Source organism: Streptomyces sp. NBC_01476 (genome assembly GCF_036227265.1).
Taxonomy (GTDB): domain Bacteria; phylum Actinomycetota; class Actinomycetes; order Streptomycetales; family Streptomycetaceae; genus Actinacidiphila.
On sequence record NZ_CP109446.1, the window covers coordinates 6,310,004 to 6,334,432 of the forward strand.

The 24,429-nt window shown below is 71.5% G+C and carries 23 protein-coding genes; 14 read left to right on the plus strand and 9 right to left on the minus strand.

Features of this window, described 5'->3' with window-relative positions; translation table 11 throughout:
- Positions 1-4 precede the first annotated feature (4 nt).
- Positions 5-808 (plus strand): hypothetical protein, encoded by an 804-nt coding sequence (locus OG552_RS27605; RefSeq protein ID WP_329137422.1) that lies wholly within the window; start codon positions 5-7, stop codon positions 806-808.
- A gap of 67 nt (positions 809-875) precedes the next feature.
- On the opposite strand, the gene OG552_RS27610 is transcribed toward OG552_RS27605, so the two are convergent.
- Together OG552_RS27610 and OG552_RS27615 are read right to left on the minus strand one after the other, a co-directional pair.
- Positions 876-1,349: a DUF3093 domain-containing protein gene (locus OG552_RS27610; protein ID WP_329137424.1), complete on the minus strand. Its 474-nt coding sequence runs from the start codon at positions 1,347-1,349 to the stop codon at positions 876-878.
- A 27-nt stretch (positions 1,350-1,376) separates the two neighbouring features.
- Complete coding sequence (locus tag OG552_RS27615; protein ID WP_329137427.1) at positions 1,377-2,261, minus strand: SDR family oxidoreductase; 885 nt, start codon at positions 2,259-2,261, stop codon at positions 1,377-1,379.
- Positions 2,262-2,383: 122 nt separating this feature from the next.
- On the opposite strand from OG552_RS27615, the gene OG552_RS27620 reads away from it, so the two are divergent.
- From OG552_RS27620 to OG552_RS27655, 8 genes are all read left to right on the plus strand, one after another.
- Entirely contained in the window at positions 2,384-2,989 is a 606-nt protein-coding gene (locus OG552_RS27620; RefSeq protein ID WP_443071047.1) for a PaaI family thioesterase, read from the plus strand.
- Positions 2,986-3,510 (plus strand): dUTP diphosphatase, encoded by a 525-nt coding sequence (gene dut, locus OG552_RS27625; RefSeq protein ID WP_329137429.1) that lies wholly within the window; start codon positions 2,986-2,988, stop codon positions 3,508-3,510. Before OG552_RS27620 ends, dut begins: the two co-directional genes overlap by 4 nt.
- A 2-nt stretch (positions 3,511-3,512) precedes the next feature.
- Positions 3,513-4,298 carry a DUF3710 domain-containing protein gene (locus OG552_RS27630; RefSeq protein ID WP_329137431.1) on the plus strand — a complete coding sequence of 262 codons (786 nt, stop codon included), beginning with the start codon at positions 3,513-3,515 and terminating at the stop codon, positions 4,296-4,298.
- Positions 4,299-4,638: 340 nt separating this feature from the next.
- Entirely contained in the window at positions 4,639-5,310 is a 672-nt protein-coding gene (locus OG552_RS27635; protein WP_443071203.1) for an ABC transporter ATP-binding protein, read from the plus strand.
- 169 nt (positions 5,311-5,479) lie between these two features.
- A complete protein-coding gene (locus OG552_RS27640; protein WP_329137435.1) occupies positions 5,480-8,020 on the plus strand; it encodes a sensor histidine kinase KdpD in 2,541 nt (846 codons plus the stop codon).
- Between the two features lie 42 nt (positions 8,021-8,062).
- A complete protein-coding gene (locus OG552_RS27645) occupies positions 8,063-8,746 on the plus strand; it encodes a response regulator (RefSeq protein WP_329137438.1) in 684 nt (227 codons plus the stop codon).
- Between the two features lie 14 nt (positions 8,747-8,760).
- Positions 8,761-9,159, plus strand: a complete 399-nt coding sequence (locus tag OG552_RS27650; RefSeq protein ID WP_329137439.1) for an OB-fold nucleic acid binding domain-containing protein — start codon at positions 8,761-8,763, stop codon at positions 9,157-9,159.
- Between the two features lie 93 nt (positions 9,160-9,252).
- The gene (locus OG552_RS27655; protein WP_329141184.1) at positions 9,253-9,921 is read left to right on the plus strand and encodes a DUF3159 domain-containing protein; all 669 of its coding nucleotides are present in this window, start codon (positions 9,253-9,255) and stop codon (positions 9,919-9,921) included.
- Between the two features lie 84 nt (positions 9,922-10,005).
- Here the strand turns inward: OG552_RS27655 and OG552_RS27660 are convergent, their stop codons facing one another.
- Together OG552_RS27660 and OG552_RS27665 are read right to left on the minus strand one after the other, a co-directional pair.
- Complete coding sequence (locus OG552_RS27660; RefSeq protein ID WP_329137441.1) at positions 10,006-10,680, minus strand: potassium channel family protein; 675 nt, start codon at positions 10,678-10,680, stop codon at positions 10,006-10,008.
- Positions 10,677-11,345 (minus strand): potassium channel family protein, encoded by a 669-nt coding sequence (locus OG552_RS27665; RefSeq protein WP_329137443.1) that lies wholly within the window; start codon positions 11,343-11,345, stop codon positions 10,677-10,679. The genes OG552_RS27660 and OG552_RS27665 overlap by 4 nt, the downstream gene beginning before the upstream one ends.
- Before the next feature lie 165 nt (positions 11,346-11,510).
- On the opposite strand from OG552_RS27665, the gene OG552_RS27670 reads away from it, so the two are divergent.
- Positions 11,511-13,583 (plus strand): APC family permease, encoded by a 2,073-nt coding sequence (locus tag OG552_RS27670; RefSeq protein ID WP_329137445.1) that lies wholly within the window; start codon positions 11,511-11,513, stop codon positions 13,581-13,583.
- Between the two features lie 193 nt (positions 13,584-13,776).
- Positions 13,777-15,114 carry a class I SAM-dependent RNA methyltransferase gene (locus tag OG552_RS27675; protein ID WP_329137448.1) on the plus strand — a complete coding sequence of 446 codons (1,338 nt, stop codon included), beginning with the start codon at positions 13,777-13,779 and terminating at the stop codon, positions 15,112-15,114.
- On the opposite strand, the gene OG552_RS27680 is transcribed toward OG552_RS27675, so the two are convergent.
- Together OG552_RS27680 and OG552_RS27685 are read right to left on the minus strand one after the other, a co-directional pair.
- Positions 15,018-16,406 carry a PP2C family protein-serine/threonine phosphatase gene (locus OG552_RS27680; protein WP_329141186.1) on the minus strand — a complete coding sequence of 463 codons (1,389 nt, stop codon included), beginning with the start codon at positions 16,404-16,406 and terminating at the stop codon, positions 15,018-15,020. The two genes, OG552_RS27675 and OG552_RS27680, sit on opposite strands and share 97 nt — an antisense overlap.
- A gap of 203 nt (positions 16,407-16,609) precedes the next feature.
- Positions 16,610-17,968, minus strand: a complete 1,359-nt coding sequence (locus OG552_RS27685; RefSeq protein WP_329137450.1) for a S1C family serine protease — start codon at positions 17,966-17,968, stop codon at positions 16,610-16,612.
- 344 nt (positions 17,969-18,312) lie between these two features.
- Here OG552_RS27685 and OG552_RS27690 point away from each other — a divergent pair, with 344 nt between their 5' ends.
- A complete protein-coding gene (locus tag OG552_RS27690) occupies positions 18,313-18,741 on the plus strand; it encodes an Hsp20/alpha crystallin family protein (RefSeq protein WP_329137452.1) in 429 nt (142 codons plus the stop codon).
- 287 nt (positions 18,742-19,028) lie between these two features.
- On the opposite strand, the gene OG552_RS27695 is transcribed toward OG552_RS27690, so the two are convergent.
- Both OG552_RS27695 and OG552_RS27700 read right to left on the minus strand, forming a co-directional pair.
- The gene (locus tag OG552_RS27695; RefSeq protein ID WP_329137454.1) at positions 19,029-19,361 is read right to left on the minus strand and encodes a MerR family transcriptional regulator; all 333 of its coding nucleotides are present in this window, start codon (positions 19,359-19,361) and stop codon (positions 19,029-19,031) included.
- Between the two features lie 830 nt (positions 19,362-20,191).
- Positions 20,192-20,827, minus strand: a complete 636-nt coding sequence (locus OG552_RS27700) for a hypothetical protein (protein ID WP_329137455.1) — start codon at positions 20,825-20,827, stop codon at positions 20,192-20,194.
- A gap of 241 nt (positions 20,828-21,068) precedes the next feature.
- Between OG552_RS27700 and adhP the strand changes: the two genes are divergently transcribed.
- Positions 21,069-22,079: an alcohol dehydrogenase AdhP gene (gene adhP, locus OG552_RS27705; protein WP_329137457.1), complete on the plus strand. Its 1,011-nt coding sequence runs from the start codon at positions 21,069-21,071 to the stop codon at positions 22,077-22,079.
- Positions 22,080-22,311: 232 nt separating this feature from the next.
- A complete protein-coding gene (locus OG552_RS27710; RefSeq protein ID WP_443071048.1) occupies positions 22,312-23,430 on the plus strand; it encodes a DUF3533 domain-containing protein in 1,119 nt (372 codons plus the stop codon).
- Between the two features lie 4 nt (positions 23,431-23,434).
- On the opposite strand, the gene OG552_RS27715 is transcribed toward OG552_RS27710, so the two are convergent.
- Positions 23,435-24,427: an ABC transporter substrate-binding protein gene (locus OG552_RS27715; protein WP_329137461.1), complete on the minus strand. Its 993-nt coding sequence runs from the start codon at positions 24,425-24,427 to the stop codon at positions 23,435-23,437.
- Positions 24,428-24,429: the final 2 nt, after the last annotated feature.

Here is a 24,429-nt window from a genome sequence, read left to right on the forward strand (position 1 = left end):
GCCCGTGACCGGCTCGCCGGAACGACCCGAGGGCGACGAGCGAGGCCGTGCGGCCTCGCTCGCGGCCAGTACCGTGCGCGGCCTGGGCCGCGGCATGGCAGGCGGAGCCCGCGTCGGTGGCCGGATGGCCAAGGTCGGGATCGGTTCGGTCGCCGAGCGGCTGATCGACACCGCCCCGCGCATTCCGGTCCGCGATCTGCGGACCCTGCGCAAGCAGTTCCCCGGGCTCGGCCCCGAGGACATCGCGGACCGGCTGACCGCCGCCGCGGTGAAGGGCACGATGACCGTCGGCGCCGGTGTGGGCGCCGCCGCGATGATGCCCACGCCACCGGCCATGCCGGCCGAACTGGCCACCGAGACCCTCGGCGTCGCCGCCGTCGAGTACAAACTGATCGCCGAACTGCACGAGGTGTACGGCCTGCGGGTCCCCGGCAACGCCCGGGACCGCGCCACCGCCTACCTCTGGTCCTGGACCCAGCAGCGCGGCATCGACGTGCTGAAACCGACCACCGTCAATGTGGCGCTCGGCACCACCATGAAGCGGGAGCTGCGCCAGCGGCTGCTGCGCCGCAGCCTGCGGCACGCCCCGTCGCTGACTCCGTTCATGGTCGGCGCCGCCGTCGGCGCGGTGCTCAACCGGCGGGACACCCGCAAGCTCGCCGCCCGGGTCCGCCGCGATCTGCGCAGCCACCAACTGGCCTGGCCCGAGCTGGAATCGCCGCCGGAGGACTCCCTGGACGCGCTGCTGAAGCGGCCGGAACTGCCCGGCCCCGATGAGGGACAGCAGGGCGACCCGCGCCCGTCCTGACCGCCTTCCCGGCGCTCCCCGGCCCGCTCCCGGGCGTCCGCACCGCCCGCTCCCGGGCGACCCACCGTCAGGCGACGGTCCTGACCGCTGTCAGCGCGTCCGCCAGCCGCTGCGGGGACCGCGTCGACAGATAGAGATACGGCGTCGGATCGGCCGGATCGACGACCTCGACCTTCAGCGCGGTCGGCACGTACGAGCGCATCAGCATGAACGCCCGCGGGTCCGCCTTGTGCAGCCGCCAGGCGACGGCCTCCTGCGCGTCGAGCACCACGGCCTCGCCCAGCGCGTCCAGCGGGATCCTGGCCTTGCCCGCGAGCAGCGAACCGGCCACCACCCTGATCCGGGCCGAACCGTAGGAACTGACCCCCATCATGGCCAGTGCCGCGCCGCCCACCAGGCCGGCCAGGATCGGCAGCGGTCCGAAGGGGAAGAGGATCAGCGCGAACGCCACCCCGACCCCGACGGCGAGGACCCACCAGGAGCGCGGCACCGTGAGGCGCTCGTCGTAAGGCTGCGAAGGACGCTGAACGGGATCGGACATGGCACAAGACTGCCATGCGCCCCTGTGCTACTTGACGCGGAGGCGCGCCAGCGCCCGGGTGACACGCGGCGGCGCCGAGCGCAGCCCGGTGGCCAGCTGCTTCACCCGGTCCGAGGCCGCGGTCGGCGCCACCGCGTCCAGCACGGTGGTGGACCGGGTCCCGCCGCCCACCAGATAACGCGGCTGCGGGCGCCGCGCGGTGAGTGCCTTGCGCACCGCGAGCGCCACGGGCCGCGGCCCCGGCAGGTCCTGGCCGCCGCGCAGCCTGGCGCCGGCGGCGGCGTACTGCTCGGCATACACCGACGCCCGGTCGTCCGGCAGCAGCTCGGCGCCGGTCCGCCAGATGCCGGTGCGGTACGAGCCCGGCTCGACCAGACTGACCTTCACACCGAACGGCTCGGTCTCCATCCGCAGCGCGTCCGTCACCGACTCCAGACCGCGCTTGCTCGCGCAGTACCAGCCCAGCATCGGCAGCGACACCCGCCCGGCGACCGAGGAGACATTGACGATCCGGCCGGCCCGCCGGTCGCGCATCGCGGGCAGCACCAGCCGGGCGATCCGGGCCGGCGCCACCAGATTCGTCTCCAGCTGCCGCCGGACCAGTTCGTCGTCCACGTCCTCGACGGCGCCCGGCTGCGCGAAACCCGCGTTGTTCACCACCGCCCACGGGCCGCCGTCGGTCATCCCGGCGATCCGGGTGAAGGCGGTGACGCAGGAGGTCGGATCGGCCACGTCCAGCAGCACCGTGCGGACCGCCGCGCCGGTACCGGCCACCTCGGTGCGCAGCGCCTCCGCCCGCTCCTCGGTGCGGACCGTCGCGATGACGTCGAAACCGGTGTGCGCCAGTTCGAGGGCGATGGCCCGGCCGATGCCTCGGCCGGCGCCGGTGACGACGACGCTCCTGGGATTCATCCGTGGCTCCGCTGCAGTTCGGTGGTCCGGCGGGGCTCCCGGTACCGCCCGTGGCGGGCGGCCCCCGAAGAGCAACGGACACCGGAAGGGAAAGGATCCCGTAGGAGGGTAGGGTCTCCGGCGTGAGTGCAGCCACGACATCCGCGAGCGGCGGCCGGCCGGGTGCGATCCCGCCGCCCGGCGCCACCGCGCCCGTGCGGCATCCGGACGCGCCCGCGCCCGGTGAGCTGCTCGGCGCGCACTACGACCAGTGCTTCGGCTGCGGCGAGGAGCAGCCGTACGGACTGCGGCTGGCCGCCAGGGCCGGCGAGGGCGTCAGCGTCACCGCCGAGTTCACCGTGCGGCCCGCCCACCAGGGCGCACCGGGCCTGGCGCACGGCGGGGTGCTGGCCACCGCGCTGGACGAGACGCTGGGCTCGCTGAGCTGGCTGCTGCGGGTCATCGCGGTCACCGGCCGGCTGGAGTCGGACTTCCTGCTCCCGGTGCCGGTCGGTGCCACCCTCCACCTGTCGGCCCGCTGCACCGCGGTGGCCGGCCGCAAGATCTACAGCACCGCGGAAGGCCGGATCGGTGGCCCCGACGGGCCGGTCGCGGTGCGCGCCGACGCCCTCTTCATCGAGGTCAAACTCGACCACTTCACCAGCAACGGCCGCCCGGCCGAGATCGAGGCGGCGATGGCCGACCCCGACCAGGTCAAGGTGGCCCGCGCCTTCGAGGTGAACCCGTGAGCCGGCCGCCGGTGGACGTGCTGCTCAAGCGGCTCGACGCGTCGGTGCCGGTGCCCTCGTACGCGCACCCCGGGGACGCCGGGCTCGACCTGACCACCACCGAGTCCGCCGAGCTCGCGCCCGGCGAGCGCGCGGTGCTGCCGACCGGCATCTCGCTGGCGCTGCCCGACGGCTACGCGGCCTTCGTGCACCCCCGTTCCGGCCTCGCGGCCCGCTGCGGGGTGGCCATGGTGAATGCCCCGGGAACGGTGGATGCCGGGTACCGTGGAGAGATCAAAGTGATCGTGGTCAATCTCGATCCGCGCGAGAGTGTGCGGTTCGAGCGCGGCGACCGGATCGCGCAACTGGTCGTCCAGCAGGTCGAACGGGTCCGCTTCCACGAGGTGGCGGAGTTGCCCGGCTCTGCCCGGGCCACGGGGGGCTTCGGCTCCACGGGGGGTCACGCCGCGGTGGAGCCGCCGTCGGCCGACACGTCCAGCAACGGATACGCATCGGTCCTCAGCGACCGGGAAGGACAGTGACCGTGTTCCGTCGTCGCAAGGAGCGCGAAGACGCCATCGACGAGCTCGACGAGGCCGAGGGCCTGGACGAGCCGGCCGAGGACGCCGTTGATGCCGGGGTGGAGCAGGACGGCTCCGACGAGTCGGTCCGGTACAACCTGCCGCCCGCCGCACGGCCCGACGGCCCGTGGGACATCAGCGAGGTCCGGGAGCCGGGCGAGGGCCGGGTCGATCTCGGCGGTCTGTTCGTCCCCGGTGTCGACGGCATGGAACTGCGGGTGGAGGTGGCCGGCGAGTCCATCGTGGCCGCCACCGTGGTGCTGCGGGACAGCGCCGTCCAGCTGCAGGGATTCGCCGCCCCCAAGTCCGAGGGCATCTGGGGCGAGGTGCGGGACGAGATCGCGTCCGGCATCACTCAGCAGGGTGGCATCGTCGACGAGATCGAGGGTCCGCTCGGGTGGGAGCTGCGGGCCCAGGTCCCGGTCCGGCTGCCCGACGGCACCAACGGCGTGCAGCTGGTGCGCTTCATCGGCTGCGACGGTCCGCGCTGGTTCCTGCGCGGAGTGATCTCCGGCCAGGGCGCGGTGCAGCCGGCCGCGGCCGGCGTCCTGGAGTCGATCTTCCGCGACACCGTGGTGGTACGCGGTGAGGCTCCGATGGCGCCGCGCGACCCGATCGTGCTGAAGCTGCCGAACGACGCGCAGATGGTGCCGGACGGCGCCGCCCCCGCGGAGCAGGCCGAGGTCTCCAAGTTCGGTGACGGCATCGACCCGATGCGGCGCGGACCGGAGATCACCGAACTGCACTGACCGCCGGCCACTCCCGCCGCCGCGGCGGGACGTGGGCGGAGCCCGTACAGCACACAGCCACCCGGCTGCCGATATCACGGCAGCCGGGTGCGCCATGTCCGGCCTTGGCCGGTTGGCGGCGGCAACGGCCTTACGTATCCGGCCGGTTGGCGGCAGCGTCCGCGACGGCCCGGCGGGCGCGGCACCGGTGCCGTGATCGTTATCCACGGGCCGCCCGTATCCGGCCAGGTGCGGCGTACGGTGACGGAAACGCGACGGTGGGACGGTACGGGGAGGAAACGTGAGCGAGCAGTCCACCGGGGCAGGTGCCACCGCGGTGGCGCAGGCGCCGGCCGGCGACATGGTGGTGGTGGAGGACCTGCACCGCACCTACGGGAGCGGTGACACCGCGGTCCACGCGCTGCGCGGGGTCTCCTTCACCGTGCCGCGCGGCGAACTCGTCGCCCTCAAGGGCCGTTCCGGCTCCGGCAAGACCACCATCCTCAACCTCGTCGGCGGCCTGGACTCGCCCGACGGCGGCCGGATCACCCTGGACGGCACCGACCTGGCGGGCCTCGGCGACGACGACCTGCTGGCGCTGCGCCGCGACCGGATCGGCTTCGTCTTCCAGTCCTTCGGCCTGATCCCCATCCTCACCGCGGCCGAGAACGTCGGCGTCCCGATGCGGCTGCGCAAGGTCCCGACGCGTGAGCGCGAGCGCCGGGTCGAGCTGCTGCTCTCCCTGGTGGGCCTCGCCGACCACGCCAACCAGCGCCCCAGCGAGCTCTCCGGCGGCCAGCAGCAGCGGGTGGCCATCGCCAGGGCGCTGGCCAACCAGCCGGTGCTGATCATCGCCGACGAACCCACCGGCCAGCTCGACGCGGACACCGGCCTCGCCGTGATGGACCTGCTGCGCGCGGTCGTGCGCAGCGAGGGCGTCACAGCACTGGTCGCCACCCACGACACCCAGCTGCTGGCGCTCGCCGACCGCGTCCTGGAACTGCGCGACGGCACGATCGTCTCCGACACCTAGCCCCGGTCTGGCCGCCGGAAGCCGTCAGGAGCGGCGTCAAGACGCCGTCAATGTCGGGGTCCCGCAGCGGGGAAATCCGGTATGACCGGTTCGTGCGATCTACTGTCGTAGACGAGCGCGCGCCCCGGCCCCCCGGGTGAAGGTCGCGCACCGGCGGGACGATGGAGCCATGGCACGCGGCACACTGCGCATATATCTCGGAGCTGCCCCCGGCGTGGGCAAGACCTACGCCATGCTCTCCGAGGCCCACCGACGGGCCGAACGCGGCACCGACGTGGTGGTGGGCTACGTCGAACACCACCGGCGGCCCCGCACCGAGGTGATGCTGCACGGGCTGGAGGCCGTCCGCCGCAAGGAGCTGGAGTACCGCGGCACCCTCTTCAGCGAGATGGACGTCGACGCCGTCCTTGCCCGCGCCCCCGAGGTCGCCCTGGTGGACGAGCTGGCCCACACCAATGCGCCGGGCTCGCGGAACACCAAGCGCTGGCAGGACGTCGAGGAGCTGCTGCGGGCCGGCATCGACGTGGTCTCCAACCTCAACATCCAGCACCTGGAGTCGCTGGCCGACGTGGTCGAGTCGATCACCGGCGTGAAGCAGCGCGAGACCGTGCCGGACGAGGTGGTGCGCCGGGCCGCCCAGATCGAGCTGGTCGACATGTCGCCCCAGGCGCTGCGCCGCCGGATGGCGCACGGCAACATCTACGAGTCCGACAAGGTCGACGCGGCCCTGTCCAACTACTTCCGGCCCGGCAACCTCACCGCGCTGCGCGAACTGGCGCTGCTGTGGACCGCCGACCGGGTCGACGAATACCTCCAGCAGTACCGCGCCGACCACCGGATCTCCGCCGCCTGGCAGGCCCGCGAGCGGATCGTGGTCGGCCTCACCGGCGGGCCCGAGGGCCGCACCCTGATCCGGCGGGCGGCCCGGATGGCCGCCAAGGGCTCCGGCAGCGAGATACTCGCCGTGCACATCGTGCGCAGCGACGGCCTCGCGGCCGGCTCCACCAAGGAACTCGCGGTGCAGCGCACCCTGGTCGAGGACCTGGGCGGCACCTTCCACCACGTCATCGGCGACGACGTGCCGGACGCGCTGCTGGACTTCGCCCGCGGCGTCAACGCCACCCAGATCGTGCTCGGCACCAGCCGCCGCAAGACCTGGCAGTACGCCTTCGGGCCCGGCGTCGGCGCCACCGTGGCCCGCGAGTCCGGCGACATCGACGTGCACATCGTCACCCACGAGGAGGCCGCCAGGGGCCGCGGGCTGCCCGCCGCCCGCGGCGCGAAGCTCGGCAGGTCCCGGGTGGTGGCCGGCTGGCTGACCGGGATCGGTGCCCCGCTGCTGCTCGCGGTGCTGCTCACCCACTGGCACCCCGGCATGGGCCAGGCCACCGAGATGCTGCTCTTCTTGACCCTGACGGTCGCCGCCGCGCTGGTCGGCGGGCTGTGGCCGGCGCTGGTCTCGGCACTGGGCGGCTCGCTCCTGCTCAACTGGTACTTCACCGCGCCCCGGCACTCCTTCACCGTCGCGGAGCCCGAAAACATCATCGCCATAGCGATCTTCGTCGTGGTCGGCGCGGCGGTCGCCTCGGTGGTGGACCTGGCCGCCCGGCGTACCCAGCAGGCCGCCAGACTGCGGGCCGAGGCGGAGATCCTCTCGTATCTCGCCGGCAGCGTGCTGCGCGGTGAGAGCAGCGTCAAGGCCCTGCTGGAACGGGTCAGGGAGTCCTTCGCCATGGACGCGGTGGTGCTGCTGGAACGCGCCGGGGAAGACGACGGCTGGCACCGGGTGGTGAGCGTCGGCAGCCGGCCCTGCCTGCGCCCGGAGGAGGCCGACGTGGAGGTGCCCGTCAACGACCGGCTGTCGCTGGCGCTGACCGGGCGGATGCTGCCCGCCTCCGACCGCCGGGTGCTCTCCGCCTTCGCCGCGCAGGCCGCGGTCGCACTCGACCGCGAGCGGCTGACCGACGAGGCCGGCCGGGCCCGGGAGCTCGCCGAGGGCAGCCGGATACGTACCGCCCTGCTCGCCGCGGTCTCGCACGACCTGCGCACCCCGCTGGCCGGCATCAAGGCGGCGGTCTCCTCGCTGCGCTCCGACGACGTCGCCTGGTCGCCTGAGGACGAGGCGGAGCTGCTGGCAGGTATCGAGGACGGCGCCGACCGGCTTGACCACCTGGTGGGGAACCTGCTGGACATGTCCCGGCTGCAGACCGGCACCGTCGTCCCGCTGATTCGCGAGGTGGACCTCGACGAGGTGGTGCCGATGGCGCTCGGCGGGGTGCCCGAGCGGTCCGTCGCCCTCGACATCCCCGAGACGCTGCCGATGGTCGCCGTCGACCCGGGACTGCTGGAAAGAGGCGTCGCCAACGTGGTGGAGAACGCGGTCAAGTACAGCCCCGAGGCCGCGAAGGTCCTGGTGGCCGCCAGCGCGCTGGGCGACCGGGTGGAGGTGCGGGTGGTCGACCGCGGGCCCGGCGTCCCCGAGGAGGCCAAGGAGCACATCTTCGAGCCCTTCCAGCGGTACGGCGACGCGCCGCGGGGCAACGGCGTGGGTCTCGGCCTGGCGGTCGCCCGCGGCTTCGCCGAGGCCATGGGAGGCACCCTCGTCGCGGAGGACACCCCCGGCGGGGGCCTGACCATGGTGTTCACCCTGCGGGCCGCGCCCGGTGGCGCCCCGGCCCGCGCCGGCCTGCCGGTGACGGCGACCACCTGACCGCGGTCATCAGCGGCCAGGACAACGGAGGAGAGGACACAGATGCACCGGGTGCTCGTGGTCGACGACGAGCCGCAGCTCGTACGCGCGCTTGCCATCAATCTGCGGGCGCGGTCGTACGAGGTGGACGCGGCCCACGACGGCGCCACCGCGCTGCGGGTGGCCGCGGCCCGCCACCCCGACGTGGTGGTGCTCGACCTCGGCCTGCCCGACATGGACGGCGTCGAGGTGATCAGGGGGCTGCGCGGCTGGACCCGGGTGCCGATCATCGTGCTCTCCGCACGGCAGGCGTCCGACGAGAAGGTCGAGGCGCTGGACGCCGGCGCCGACGACTATGTCACCAAGCCCTTCGGCATGGACGAACTCCTCGCCCGGCTGCGCGCCGCGGTCCGCCGGGCCGCCCCCAGCGGGCCCGAGGACGACGCCGCCACCATCGAGACCGACACTTTCACCGTCGACCTCGCCGCCAAGAAGGTGCAGCGGGAAGGCGCCGACGTCCGGCTCACCCCGACCGAGTGGCATCTGCTGGAGGTCCTGGTCCGCAACCCGGGCCGGCTGGTCAGCCAGAAGCAGCTGCTCCAGGAGGTCTGGGGACCCGCCTACGGGACGGAGAGCAATTATCTGCGGGTCTACATGGCCCAGTTGCGCCGCAAATTGGAGACCGACCCGGCCCGGCCGCGGCATTTCATCACCGAACCGGGCATGGGTTACCGCTTCGAGGGTTGAGTACCCTTGAAGACATGAGTGGTGCACTCCGTTCCGAACGGCCCGCGGGCCGCTTCCGCCGCATGCTGGACCGCCTGTCCTCCACCCAGGAGGAAATGGACTCCGAGGAACTGCAGCAGGACGCGCTTGCCACCGGCTGCACGCGGATCTGCGACTGCTCCGACCGGCAGATCGTGTCCGTCACCGGTACGCTGCGTACGGTCACGCTCCGTCCACGGGCGGGCGTGCCGGCACTGGAGGCCGAACTCTTCGACGGGTCCGCGGGACTCGACGTGGTGTGGCTCGGCCGCCGGAGTATCACGGGCATAGAGCCCGGCCGCAGGATCATCGCCTCCGGCCGGATCTCGATGAACCGGGGCCGTCCGGTGCTGTTCAATCCCAAGTACGAGCTGCGTCCGGTCGGACAGGAGTAACAGGTGGCGTCACCAGAGAACACGGGCACCGCAGAACACACGGGCCCGGGCCCGGAGACGGCCGCCCCACCGGGTGAGGACGCGGCGCGGGCGGTGACCGAGGCGGCGCTCTTCGAGGCGTTCGGCGGCGTCCGCGGCATGGTGGAGACCACGGTCCCCGGCCTGGTGTTCGTCGGGATCTACACCGTCAACCACGACATCAAGTCGTCGGCGATCGCGGCACTGGCCCTGTCGGTGGTGCTGGGCGTCTCCCGGCTGGTGCAGCGCGACACCCTCAAGCACGCCTTCAGCGGGGTCTTCGGTGTGGCCTTCGGCGCGGTCTTCGCGCTGATGTCCGGCAACGCCAAGAACTTCTACCTGCCCGGGATGCTCTACACCTTCGGCCTGGCCGTCGCCTACATCGTCAGCGCCGCGGCCCGCTTCCCGCTGCTCGGCCTGATCCTCGGGCCGATCTTCAAGGAGAACCTCTCCTGGCGGACCCGCAACCCCGGGCGGCTGCGCGCGTACACCAAGGCCAGCTGGGCCTGGGGCCTGATCCTGCTGGCGAAGTCCGCGATCCTCTTCCCGCTGTACTGGTGGGGGAACGCCACCCAGCTGGGCTGGGTCAAGGTCGCCCTCGGCATTCCGCCCTTCCTGCTGTCGGTCTACCTCACCTGGATCTTCCTGGTGAAGGCGCCGCCGCCCATCGACGTGATCGCGGAGATGGAAGCGGCCGAGAAGGCGGAGAAGGAGAAAGCGGAGAAGAGCACCTCGCTCACCTGAGGTGCGCAGCGCCGTACGAACGCGGAACAGCGTGGGGCCCCGGCCGGGCAGGCCGGGGCCCCACGTCGTCGTGGCCTCCGGCGGCTACTCCTCAGGGTCGCCCTGGACCGAGAGCAGGTCCTCCAGCTGCTCCTCCCGGTGCGGCGCCGCCACGAACAGCAGCTCGTCACCGGCTTCCAGCGCGTCGTCCTTGGCGGGGGTGAGCACCCGGTTGCCGCGGATGATCGTGACCAGCGAGGTGTCGACCGGCCACTCCACGTCGCCGACCCGGGTGCCGACCAGCGCCGCGTCCTGCGGCAGGGTCAGCTCCACCAGATTCGCGTCGCCCTGGCTGAAGCGCAGCAGCCGGACCAGGTCGCCGACGCTCACCGCCTCCTCGACCAGGGCCGACATCAGCCGCGGGGTGGAAACGGCGACGTCCACCCCCCACGACTCGTTGAAGAGCCACTCGTTCTTGGGGTTGTTCACCCGGGCGACGACCCGCGGCACCCCGTACTCGGTCTTGGCGAGCAGTGACACGACCAGGTTGACCTTGTCGTCACCGGTCGCCGCGATCACCACGTTGCAGCGCTGCAGCGCCGCCTCGTCGAGCGAGGTGATCTCGCACGCGTCGGCGAGCAGCCACTCGGCCTGCGGCACCCGCTCCACCGAGATGGAGGTGGGGTTCTTGTCGACGAGCAGCACCTCGTGCCCGTTCTCCAGCAGCTCGCCCGCGATGGAACGTCCCACCGCGCCGGCCCCGGCGATGGCCACCCTCATGACTGCGCCCCCCCGGGACCCTTCGCGAAGGCCGCCTCGACCTCGGCGACGCCGTCGGTGCGCATCATCACATGCACCAGATCGCCTTCCTGCAGCACGGTCTGCGACGTCGGCAGGGTCGCCTCGCCCAGCCTGGTGATAAAGGCCACACGGACCCCGGTCTCCTCCTGGAGGAGGCTCACCTTGTGCCCGATCCAGCTCTCCGGGGTGTGCACCTCGGCCAGCTGCACGCCACCACTGGGGTCGCGCCACAGCGGCTCGGCCCCGGAGGGCAGCAGCCGGCGCAGCATCTGGTCGGCGGTCCACCGCACGGTGGCCACGGTGGGGATGCCGAGCCGCTGGTAGACCTCGGCGCGCCGCGGGTCGTAGATCCGGGCCACCACGTTCTCGATCCCGAACATCTCGCGGGCCACCCGGGCCGCGATGATGTTGGAGTTGTCACCGCTGCTGACGGCCGCGAAGGCGCCCGCCTCCTCGATTCCGGCTTCGCGCAGCGTGTCCTGGTCGAACCCGACTCCGGTCACCCGGCGCCCGGCGAAACCAGCGCCCAGCCGGCGGAACGCCGTCTGGTCCTGGTCCACCACAGCGACCGTATGACCTTGCTGTTCGAGGGAGTGCGCGAGCGTCGAACCCACTCGCCCGCATCCCATAATCACGACGTGCACGACCGTCCTTCCTCCAAGCGGTACGTCAAGCGTCTCAGACCGCGGCCAAAGCTACACACGTGCGTGGCGGCCCCCAAGGTTGCGCCATGGCGGGGTCACAAGTTCGCCACACTCCATAAGTCGACCGGGCACCCGCGCATCTTGACGATCCCTTAACATCGCGGGGTGTCCAAACTGACCGACCTGCCGAAACGGATCCTGATCGGCCGGGCGCTGCGCAGTGACAAGCTGGGGGAAACACTGCTCCCCAAGCGACTCGCGCTGCCCGTCTTCGCCTCGGACCCGCTGTCCTCCGTGGCGTACGCACCGGGCGAGGTGCTGCTGGTCCTGTCCATCGCGGGAGCGTCGGCCTATCACTTCAGCCCGTGGATCGCGGTCGCGGTCGTGGTGCTGATGTTCACCGTCGTCGCCTCCTACCGGCAGAACGTGCACGCCTACCCCTCGGGCGGCGGCGACTACGAGGTCGCCACCACCAATCTGGGACCGAAGGCGGGCCTCACCGTGGCCAGCGCCCTGCTGGTCGACTACGTGCTCACCGTGGCGGTGTCGGTCGCCTCGGGCATCGAGAACCTCGGCTCCGCGGTGCCGTTCTTCGTCACGCACAAGGTGCTGGGCGCGGTCGGCATGATCGTGCTGCTGATGCTGATGAACCTGCGCGGGGTGCGCGAGTCCGGCACGATCTTCGCCATCCCCACCTACGCCTTCGTCTTCGGCGTGTTCTGCATGATCGGCTGGGGCATCATCAAGATCGCCACTGGGCATGACATGCACGCGCCCACGGCGAACTTCACCATCCATGCGGAGTCCTCAGGGATCGGCGGCTTCGCGCTGATCTTCCTGCTGCTGAGAGCCTTCTCCTCCGGCTGTGCCGCGCTCACCGGCGTGGAGGCGATCAGCAACGGCGTGCCGGCGTTCAAGAAACCCAAGTCCAAGAACGCCGCCACCACGCTGGCCGCGATGGGCCTGCTGGCCGTCACCATGTTCTGCGGCATCATCGCGCTGGCGATAAACACCAAGGTCCGGATGGCCTCCAACCCGGCCACCGACCTGCTGGTGAACGGCAAGCCGGTCGGCTCCGGCTTCACCCAGGACCCGGTCATCGCGCAGGTCGCCGAGGCCGTCTTCGGCCACAACTCGATCCCGTTCGTCTTCCTCGCCACGGTCACCGCGCTGGTCCTCTTCCTGGCCGCCAACACCGCGTACAACGGCTTCCCGGTGCTCGGCTCGATCCTCGCCCAGGACCGCTACCTGCCGCGCCAGCTGCACACCCGCGGCGACCGGCTGGCCTTCTCCAACGGCATCGTGCTGCTGGCCGGCTTCGCCTGCGTGCTGGTCTACATCTACGGCGCCGACTCGACCCGGCTGATCCAGCTCTACATCGTCGGCGTCTTCGTCTCCTTCACGCTCAGCCAGATCGGCATGGTCCGGCACTGGAACCGCCACCTGCGGACCGAGCTCGACCCCGGCAAGCGCCGCCACATGCACCGCTCCCGGGCGATCAACAGCTTCGGGGCCTTCCTCACCGGCCTGGTGCTGGTGATCGTGCTCCTCACCAAGTTCACCCACGGCGCCTGGGTCGCGGTCCTCGGCATGGTGGTCTTCTTCGCGATCATGACGGCGATCCGCCGCCACTACACCCGGGTCTCCGAGGAGATCGCCGCCGACGACGAACCCGGGGACGACTACGTACGCCCGTCCCGGGTGCACTCCATCGTGCTGGTCTCCAAACTCCACAAGCCCACCCTGCGGGCGCTGTCGTACGCCAAGCTGATGCGCTCCGACACCCTGGAGGCGCTCAGCATCAACGTCGACCCCGACGACACCAAGGCCCTGCAGGCGGAGTGGCAGGCCCACGGCATCGATGTGCCGCTGAAGGTCCTCGACTCGCCCTACCGCGAGATCACCCGGCCGATCATCGACTACGTCAAGGGACTGCGCCGGGACAGCCCGCGCGACGTGGTCAGCGTCTACATCCCGGAGTACGTGGTCGGCCACTGGTACGAGCACCTGCTGCACAACCAGAGCGCGCTGCGGCTCAAGGGGCGGCTGCTCTTCACCGCGGGCGTGATGGTGACGTCGGTGCCGTGGCAGCTGGAGTCCTCCGAGGCGGCCAGGGCCCGCGCCAGGCGGCGCGCGGACTGGAACGCGCCCGGGTCGATCCGCCGCGGTCCGGTGGGGCCGCCGCAGTCCAGGGACCGGGCGCACAGCACGCCGGGCGCGGGGCCGGAGAAGAAGTAGCCGGAGAAGAAGCAGCGGGGACCCGCGCGCCGACCGTGTTCCGGGGCCGCGGGCCCCGGGATTTCCGCCGGTGATGAGGCCGGGCGCGGGCACGTAGACTGGTGGGCTGTCGCCGCCGGGCCGCCGGGCCCGGCCGCACCTTCGCCGCCAGCCCTCGCGGACACCCCGCTGACCAGCCCAGGAGCAGCCCCGTATGCAGACCGACTCTTCAGTTCCCGCCGTCTCGCTCGTCGGCCGGGAGTACGAGGTCGAGGTCGGCCCGGTGGCGCACGGCGGTCACTGCGTGGCGCGGACCGAAGCCGGCCAGGTGCTCTTCGTCCGGCACGCGCTGCCCGGCGAGCGGGTGGTGGCCAGGGTCACCGAGGGCGAGGAGGGTGCGCGCTTCCTGCGGGCCGACGCGGTCCAGGTGCTGACCGCCTCCAAGGACCGGGTCGAGGCGCCGTGCCCCTTCTCCGGTCCCGGGCGCTGCGGCGGCTGCGACTGGCAGCACGCGGCGCCGGGCGCCCAGCGCCGCCTGAAGGCCGCGGTGATCGCCGAGCAGCTGGAGCGGCTGGCCGGGCTCACCCCCGAGCAGGCCGGCTGGGACGGTACGGTCGCGCCCGCGCCCGGCGACAAGGTGGCCAAGGGCGAGGTGCCGGCCTGGCGGACCCGGGTGCAGTACGCGGTGGACGCCGACGGCCACGCGGGCCTGCGCAAGCACCGCTCGCACGAGGTCGAGGTGATCGACCACTGTCTGATCGCCGCCCCCGAGGTGACCGAACTCGGTGTGGAGGCCCGTAGCTGGCCGCAGATCGCCTCCGTGGAGGCCATCGCCGCCACCGGCTCGCACGACCGTCAGGTGATCCTCACCCCGCGGCCCGGCGGCCGGCTGCCGATCGTCGAACTCGACCGGCCGGTCTCGGTGCAGCGGATCGGTGAGCGGGACCACGCGGTGCACCGCGTGCACGGCCGCCCCTTCGTCCGTGAGCGCGCCGCGGGCCGCACCTGGCGGGTCGGCGAGGGCGGCTTCTGGCAGGTCCACCCGAAGGCCGCCGACCTGCTGGTGGAGGCGGTCATGCAGGGTCTGATGCCGCGCAAGGGCGACATGGCGCTCGACCTCTACTGCGGGGTCGGCCTCTTCGCCGGTGCGCTGGCCGAACGGGTCGGGGAGCGCGGCGCGGTCCTCGGCATCGAGTCCGGCAAACGCGCGGTGGAGGACGCCCGGCACAATCTGGAGGACCTGGAGCGGGTCCGCATCGAGGCGGGCAAGGTCGAGCAGGTGCTGCCGCGTACCGGCATCTCCGAGGTGGACCTGGTCGTCCTCGACCCGCCGCGGGCCGGCGCCGGCCGCCCCACCGTCCGCCACATCGCCTCGCTCGACCCGCGCCGCATCGCCTACGTCGCGTGCGACCCGGCCGCCCTCGCCCGCGACCTCGCCTGGTTCGCCGAGGAGGGCTACCGCCCGGTCACCCTGCGCGCCTTCGACCTCTTCCCCTTCACCCACCACGTCGAGTGCGTCGCCATCCTGGTCCCGGCCTCCAAGGGCGCCTGACCCGCGTCCTGGCGGGTGCCGGAAGGCCGGCCCCGGTGGTTCGCCTGGCTCATGACGGCGAGGTGGTCGGCGGCGCCGCCGCGCCATTCGATCAGGAAGAGTGAGGCGTCGTCGCTGGTGATGCCGCCGCGTCTGTGTTTGAGCTCGTGGGAGAGGACCCGGACGACCGCGCGCACGCCTTCGGTTCCCTTGGCGGCGAGGACCTGGTCGATGGCGTCGAGGAACTGGGGCTCGCCGAACTGGGCCTCGCCGCCGCGGTGTTCTTCGACGAGACCGTCGGTGAAGCACAGGATCCGGTCGCCCGGCCGCAGCAGTCGTTCGCTGACCCGGGGCTGTTCGCCACCGAGGCCCAGGGGCAGGGTGGTGGGGCTCTCCAGCCGCCCGTGGACGGCGCCGGCGCGGATGAGGACCGGCGGCGGGTGGCCGGCGTTGACCCATTTCAGATGGCCGGTCGTGACGTTGAGACAGAGCATCTGCGCGGTGACGAAGTGGTCGGGGCCGAACTGCTTCCCGATGGCCCGGTCCATGAAGGCGTACATCTGCGACAGGTCGGTGTTGGCCCGCCGGGTGTGCCGGTAGGAGCCGATGGCGACGGTGGCCATGGTCGCGGCGTCCAGGCCGTGCCCCATCGCGTCGATCATCGCGACATGCAGGGTGTCCCCGTTGAGGGCGTAGTCGAAGCTGTCGCCGGCCACCTGGTAGGCGGGCTCCAGGATTCCGGCCACCTCGACCTGGGGGACGGTCATCGACAGCGGTGGCAGCAGCGACCACTGGATCTCGGCGGCCACGGCCATCGGGGCACGGCGGCGGGCCTGGAAGAACTCGTCGGTGTACGCGTCCTTGGTGACGATCATGTCGGCGACCAGAGCGGCCAGCCGGCGCAGCAGCCGCCGGTCGTCGTCATCGACCTGGTCCAGGGTGACGACCATGACGCCGATCTGGTCGCTGCCGTCCAGCAGCGGCAGATACATCCGCACCCCGCCGCGCTCCTGTACCTCCACCGTCCGGCGGAGCAGGAAGCACTCACCCGCCGGGGAGCCGACCACCGGATCCGGGCCGGAGATGGCCAGCCGCCGTCCCGGCAGCGGCACCAGCAGCAACTGCTCGTAGTCCTGCAGCAGGATGGAGACGTCCCGCCCGCCGATCCGCCCCACCTCCTCCGCGACCATCGGAGCGATCAGCTGCGGCGGCATCTCGTGCGCCCGGTCCAGCAGCACACCCAGCAACCGCTCACCGAACCCCTCCGAGCGGTCCTCCCGCGCCTCCCCGCCACGCCGCCGCCCACTGAAGATCACCAGCAGCCCCTTCCTTCCGGCCCCGAGCACTCAGACGGGAGCAACCGCTCACCGCACCGGCCGCGCCTGCCCGCACCCCTGTCCCGGCAGGCGCGGGCCGCGGTTCCGGTATCCACCCGCAGCCTGTCACCACCCCACGCCCAGAGCGGTCTCCCACGCGGTGACGGTGTGTGTGGTCCGCGGGGGTGTGGCTCAGTGGGTTAGTTGTCGGTGTCGCCGGTGCGGCTGCCGAGGGTGACGGTGGTGGTGTGGGTGGTGCCGTTGCGGGTGTAGGTGAGGTTGACCTTGTCGCCGGGCTGGTGCTGCCAGATTTCGCCGATGAGGGTCTGGCCGCTGTCGATGAGGGTGTTGTCGAACGTGGTGATGATGTCGTTGGGTTTGAGGCCGGCCTGGGCGCCGGGGCCGCCGGGGGTGACGCCGGTGGCGGTGTCGTCGGCGATTTTCGCGCCGTCGCCTTCGTACTGGGTGTCGAGGCTGACGCCGATGACGGGGTAGACCGGCCGGCCGGTTTTGATGAGCTGGTTGGCGACGCGTTTGGCCTGGTTGATGGGGATGGCGAAGCCGAGGCCGACGCTGCCGCCCTGGGCGCCGGGTTCGCTGGCGCCGCCGGGCTGGATGGCGGAGTTGATGCCGATGACGGCGCCGTTGGCGTTGAGGAGGGGGCCGCCGGAGTTGCCGGGGTTGATGGAGGCGTCGGTCTGGATGGCGCTCATGTAGGAGGAGGTGCTGCCCTGGCCGTCGCTGGAGGCGACCGGGCGGTGGACGGCGCTGACGATGCCGGTGGTGACGGTCCCGGACAGGCCGAAGGGGGCGCCGATGGCGATGGTGGCGTCGCCGACCGCGGCGTTGTCGGAGTTGCCCAGCGGCAGGGGGGTGAGTTTCACGCCGTGGGGGTTCTTCAGTTTGACGACGGCGACGTCGTAGCCCTGGGCGCGGCCGATGACCTGGGCGTCGTAGGTGTTGCCGTTGGAGAAGGTCACGGTGAGTTTGCCGCCGTCGGCTGCCGGGGCGACCACGTGGTTGTTGGTGAGGATGTGGCCCTGGGTGTCGTAGACGAAGCCGGTGCCGGTCCCGGACTCCTGGCTGCCGCTGGCCTTGATCGTCACGACACTGGGCAGGGCGGTGCTGGCGATGCCGGCCACCGAGGTGGGTGCCCGGTTCAGGGCCGCGGCGTCCTTCGGTGCGGACACGGTCGTCGACCCGCCGGTGTCGTTGTCCTTCGCGGCGTTGTACCCGATCGCCCCGCCGACCCCGCCCGCCACCAGCGCCGCCACCACCGCCGCGATCAGCACACCCGTCCCACGCCGCCTGCGCCCGCCCTCCGGCGGCGCCGGCGGGAACTGCGCCCCCCACCCCGACCCACCCAAACCACCACCGAAACCCTCACCACCGGGCTGGGCGTGCGGGGTCGCATACGCCGGCACCACCGGCACCGCGAAGGGGCCGGCCGGAAGCGTCCCGCCTCGACCCGGCCGCTCCTGCTCCCGTTCGTACGACTGGCTCGCCCTGTCGGACCCGTACACCGACCGCTCGCTGATCAGGTCAGTGCGCCTCAACATCCCGAAACACCCCCTGTGTGTCCAGGCAGAAGCTGCCTGTGCGCTCGTTTTCGGATCCGTTGTAGCACGTCGTCCAAAGGACGACAATCGCGGAGTCGTCGTGGTGATGACATCGCGGCGGGAGCGGCTTCGACCGCGGCGGGGGTGGAGGAGCGACAGGCTGCCGAGCCCGGCGCTCTGCCCGGTGGTCCACGGGCGGTGCGGGCCGGCCGGCGTCGGGGAGCTTCGCGAGCGTCACCCTAAGGATGACGCCGATGTTTGTCATCGAATGGATGACGTGCTACAACCGATGGCAGGTGAAAGACACCGGCAAGAACTGCCCGACTCTCTGGAGGTGTTCCGCGATGCTGATGCGTACCGACCCCTTCCGTGAACTGGACCGACTCACCGAGCAGCTCCTGCGCCCCGGGACGTCGAGGCCCGCGGTGATGTCGATGGACGCCTACCGCGAAGGCGACGCGTACGTGGTCTCCTTCGATCTTCCCGGCGTGTCACCCGAGGCGATCGACATCGACGTCGAGCGCAACATGCTGACCGTCAAGGCCGAGCGCCGGGCGGCCGAGCACGGCGACGGAGTGCACGTCGATCTGTCCGAGCGGCCCGTGGGCGTCTTCACCCGCCAGATCGTGCTGGCCGATGCCCTCGACACCGAACGCATCGGGGCTGACTACGAGGCCGGGGTGCTGACGCTGCGCATCCCGATCGCCGAGCGTGCCAAGGCCCGGAAGATCAGCGTCGGCGGGGGATCCGCCCGGCGGGAGATCACCAGCTGAGGCCGACGGGGCCGGCACCGTACCGCTGAGGACGCGAGGCCCCCTCCTGGACACCCCCTGCGCCCGCGCGGGCCGCCTGCGAAGGCGGCCCGCGCGGGCGCAGGGACGGCTGGAACCGCGCCGGACCGTGCGCGGGCATGTGCCTTGGGCGGCGCTGAGGAGGAGCCGGCGGCCGGCCGGCTGAGGTGCGTTCGTATCCGCCGGGGGCTGAGCCGCACAGGGCGGGAAACGGGTGGCTGGTGCGGTGCCGGTACGGGCGCCTGGGGACAGGGAGCGTGCCGGATGTGTCAGGTGTCGGCCGGGTGCGGGGCCTCGGACCGGCGCAGTGCCTCGTTGATGCGCCGGGCTTCTTCGAGCTGGTCTTCGAGGATGACGATGCGGCAGGCCGCTTCGACGGGGGTGCCCTGGTCGACGAGTTCGCGTGCGCGGGCGGCGATGCGCAGTTGGTAGCGGGAGTAGCGGCGGTGGCCACCCTCGGAGCGCAGCGGGGTGATCAGACGGGCTTCGCCGAGGGCGCGCAGGAAGGCGGGGGTGGTCCCGAGTATCGCGGCGGCCCGGCCCATGGTGTACGCGGGATAGTCGTCGTCGTCGAGACGGCCGAAGGAGCTTTCTGCTGTCATCTCACCTCTCTGGAGAACGTGTCACTGGAGAACGTGTCGAGGGGCCTTGGTGCCGTACGGCACCAAGGCCCCGAAGGAACTGCTACACCACCTGCCGGCCGCAGTGTCGCGCCGGCCTACTGTGTCCGCACCGCCGCAGGGGGGGTGGCGACGTGTGCGGGGATCGCGAATACGTGACCGGAGACCACCTGCCTGTCGATGTCCTGCGGTACCCGGGGTCGAACCTTCCGCCCGGGCGATCCTGGATGGCGTTCAACTCCTCCGTTCTTCCCTCTGAATCGATCGGGTGCCGAACCGGTACGGCGAACTGCTCCGGCTCGGAACCTCACTGCCGGCCCCGGTACGCGCGCCCGCAGCACGGCGCCTTTACCGGGGAACCACTGATCGCTGCTGATACCGCACTTTCGGATACTGCGTACTGCTGGTGGCGGCCCCTGAACACCGCGGGCCACCCGGTCCGGCGGTCAGTCCCGTCACCGTCCTGCGACTGCCTGGCTCCGGAACTCCACCACCGCACCGACCTGCGAACTGCCTGTGCGGCTTCCCGGCAGTTCATGTCTGCCGGGCCGTGCTCGATCTCGACTACAAGAGAAACCATAACCACACCGCCACGGAATGTCTACTCCCGCCGCTGCAGATTTTGAGAGGCGCAGGACGGAGGTAACTTCTGCCGGTTGCCGAGCCGCCAGTGTCGGCGAAGGAGCCGCCACCGGGGCCCGTCGATCACTGCCCGGGCCGCCGGGCATACGGCGAAGCCGCCCCTGCCGGACTACGGCGGGGCGGCTTTTCGCGGAGGACGGGCGCTGCGAGGCGGAGGGAGTGAGGGGTGGTCACTGGAGCCAGGGGGTGGTGCGGATGAGGGGGAGGCGGGCCCAGGTGCGGGCGAGGCCCCAGGTGGTGCCGGCGGCGGTGAGGGCGAAGGCGATCATCGCGAGGGCGTAGAGGAAGTGGTAGTCGACCAGGGGGTTGGAGGAGCCGCTGGGGTCGCCGTTGGACAGGTGCTGGGCGAGCGGCCATTCGGCGGCCCACATCATGGCCATGAGGATGGTCCCGCCGATGGCGGTGATGCGCAGGGCGATGCCGGTGGTGAGGGCGATGCCGAGGCCGAGGAGGGCGAGCATGAAGGTCCAGTCGGTCCAGGTCTGGCCGGCGATGGTGTGGAAGAAGGACTGGAGGGGGCCGGCGGAGACGTTGGAGAGGAAGCCCTTGGTGGGGGAGCCGCCGTCGGTCCAGCCTTTGCCGGTGGCGGTGGCGTAGTGCCAGCCGAAGAGCTTGTCGAGGAAGGCCCACAGGAAGATGAAGCCGGTGGCGATGCGGAGGACGGCGAGGGACCTGGCGGCTGCGGTGGCGTGGGTGGTGGTGGCTGTGGTGCTGGCGGTGGCGGGGGTGTCGGGGGTGGTGCGGGTCTTGGTGCGGATGGGGAGGTGGAATCCGGTGTGGAGGCGGATGTGGTTGTGGAGGGTCATGGTGGCTCCCTGGTCGGTGGGGTGGTGTCCGGCTACGGGATGACTGTCCCGTGGTGGGGGGTGGTGGCGCTGGAGGCCCAGGGCCCGTGTCCGAGGGCCGAACGGCCCGGCTGGAGGGTCCCGGACAGCTCTGCCGGGAAGGCCGCGAACCGGCGGATGGTGGGACTCGGAAGATCACGGAAGGGGTCGTCCCGCACGAGTGAGTCAGCCAACCGGTCAGCCACCTCCAAGGAGCGCCGCCATGAAAGCAGCTGTTGTCCGGGCCTTCGGTGAACCCCTGGTCATCGAGGACCGCCCCGACCCCGAACCGGGACCCGGTCAGGTCCGTGTGAAGGTCGAGGCGTCGGGGCTCTGCCACACCGACATCCATGCCGCCCGCGGGGAATGGCCGGTGAAGCCCACCCCGCCCTTCGTCCCGGGCCACGAGGGCGTCGGCACCGTGGAGCGGCTCGGCGAGGGCGTCACCCACCTCACCCTCGGGCAGCGCGTGGCCGTGCCCTGGCTGGGAAAGGCGTGCGGACGGTGCGAGCACTGCCTGTCCGGGTGGGAGACGCTCTGCGAGCAGCAGATCAACACCGGCTACGGCTGCGACGGCGGCTACGCAGAGAAGATGCTGGCCTGGGCCGACTTCGCCCAGCCCGTACCGGACGGCATCGACCCCCGTGACGCGGCTCCGCTGACCTGTGCGGGCGTCACCACCTACAAGGCGCTCAAGGTGGCCGGGGTCCGCCCGGCCCAACTGGTCGCCATTTCCGGCGTCGGTGGCCTCGGCCACCTCGCGGTGCAGTACGCCAAGATCGCCGGCGCCACCGTCGCCGCGATCGACGTCACCGACGAGAAGCTGGAGCTGGCCACCGAACTCGGCGCCGACCTGGTGATCGACGCCCGCAAGGAGGACGTCAGCAAGGTGCTGAAGTCGCATGGCGGCGCGCACGCGGCGATCGCCCTCGCGGTGAACGAGGCCGCCTTCTCGGCCGCTTATGGGGGACTTCGGCGCGGCGGGAAACTCGTCATGGTCGCACTGCCCGCCCACGGCACCGTCCAGGTCCCGATCTTCGACACCGTGCTGGACGGCACCTCCGTCATCGGTTCGATCGTCGGCACCCGCCAGGACCTCACTGAGGTCTACCAGTTGCACGCGGCCGGCCGGACCCGGGTGATCCGCGAGTCCCGGTCGCTGGAGTCGGTCAACGCTTCGATCGACGACGTGCTCGGCGGCCGGGTCAAGGCCCGCATCGTTTTCGAGATGTGACGCCCTGAGCGGCATCCCGGCACAGGAGATGCAGGCGAGCCGTCCGCCCGAGCCGGGGACGGACGGCCTCCGCGGCCGGGATGCAGGGATGCCGGGGTCCGGGTTCCCGCCGCAGTCGCCGTAGGAGTGACTTCCGCCGTCCGGTGCCGTGTTCCCGGACGGTGTCTCCGTCTCCGTCCGGATACTGACACTGCGTCAAAGAGTCTTTCCACGGAACCGAGCCGGAGTTGACATGAGTGACGGGAACGATCGGTCGACCCCTGAGCCGGGGCCGCCGGGAGAATCCGCCGAACCCTCGCCCCCCGCGGGGCTCCGGCCGTCGAAGGGATTCCGGCAAGAGGTGAAGGACGCGGTGAGTCCGCGTGCGGCGGTGATGCTGCTGGGCGTCCTGATTCTCGAATTGGCGTTCGTCGTCTCCTATATCGGCGCCTTCCATTCGCCGAAACCCAGTCATATTCCGCTGGCCGTGGTGGCCCCCGCGCCCGCACAGGCCGCGCTGGTCGGCAGGTTGAACGCGCTGCCCGGCCGGCCGCTGTCGGCCCGCCCCGCGCGGAGCCCCGCCCAGGCGCGCGCCATGGTCCTCGACCGCCGGGTGGACGCGGCACTGGTGGTCACCCCGGGGGCGGCCCCGGACCGGCTGGTGGTGGCGTCGGCCGGCGGACCGTCGGGGGTGCAGGCGCTGCAACTGGTCTTCGAGAAGGCCGAGGGCCCCCGCAGTGTGATGCTCACCGATCTGCGGCCACCCCATTCCGCGGACGGGCGCGGGCTGAGCAGTTTCTATCTTGTACTGGGCGTGATCATCGGTGGCTATCTGGCCTCAGCCGCGCTCTCCGCCTCTTTCGGCGCCCGGCCGGCCAATCCGCACCGCACTGTCATCCGGCTGGCCGCACTCGCCGGGCTGGCGGTCGTTTCGGGACTCGGCGGCGCGATCATCGTCGACCTGGTATTCGACGCGCTGCCGGGGCATTTCGCGACGCTCTGGTGGATCGCGGTTCTGACCTCGTTCGCCGCGGCGGCGGCCGGGATGGCTTTCCAGGTGCTGCTCGGTTCGGCCGGAATCGCCCTTTCGGTACTGATCTTCGTGATCCTGGGAAATCCCAGCGCGGGCGGGGTCTATCCCGCGGCGCTGCTACCGCCGTTCTGGCGTGACATCGGCCCCGCTCTTCCGAACGGCGCCGGTGTCACCCTGGTGCGCAACTACGTCTACTTCGGCGGCCATCACACCAGTACGGCGTGGTGGGTGGTCTCCGCGTGGGCGGCGGGCGGTGTGCTGGTCAGCTGCGTGGCGTCCTTGAGGCGGCAGGTGAAGTACGGACTGCTGCCCGGTGGCAGGAACGCCGGCCCGGCCTGATCGGCTAGATCACCGCCGCCTCCAGGGACTCCGGTGCGAAGAGCTCCTCCGGCGTCCACAGCCGTTCCGACAGGCCCTGCTCGTGGTGGTAGCGCAGGAAGGTGGCGAGCACCTCGCGGTTGCCCTCGACGCCGTAGGACCAGTAGTCCGGGCCGAGGAGTTCCCGCACCTCCTCCAGCTGCGGGGTCAGCCACGGCAGCATGAAACGCAGCGCCGAGGTGTCGTAGAGACTCGCGTACGCCTGGTCCCTGGCGGTCAGCAGCGCCTTGTAGAGGGACTGGGCGACCCATGGGTGGGCCTCGTACACATCGCGCCTGATCACCACGACGTGCATGATCGGGAAGATGCCGGTGGCGCCGTAGTACTCCTTCTCCGCGCCGATCACATCGGGGAAGACCCGCCGCACCCGCGGGTCGCCCTGGGCGAAGGGACTGGGGACGCGTGGGGTGCACAGCGCGTCGATCTCGCCGGAGGCCAGCATCTGCGAGAGCGTCCGGTCCTCCGGGATCCGGCTGATCTTCACCGAGCCGGGCAGCCGCAGCGCCGCCTTCTCGATCCGGCCGGCCGTCTCCTGGCCGCCCGTCAGGTACTCGACCGAGTCGAACGGCACACCGTGCCGGTCGCCGAGGATGCCGCGCATCCACACGCACGCGGTGAGCTGGTACTCCGGTGTGCCGACGATCTTGCCGCGCAGGTCCTCCGGAGCGCTGATGCCGGCATCGGCGCTGCAGTACAGCGAGCTGTGCCGGAACATCCGCGAGGTGTAGACCGGCAGCGCCACGAAGGGTGCGGGGTCGCCGCGGAGCGAGACGACGTACGAGGAGAGCGACATCTCCGCCACCTCGAACTCCTGGTGCCGCATCATCCGGAAGAAGGTCTCCTCGACCGGGAGCCGCAGATACGTCAGGTCGATGCCGTCCGCGCGGACCGTGCCCTCGTCGATCGCCCGGGTGCGGTCGTAGTCGCCGCAGGCGAAGGTCAGTTGCAGTCGTGCCATGG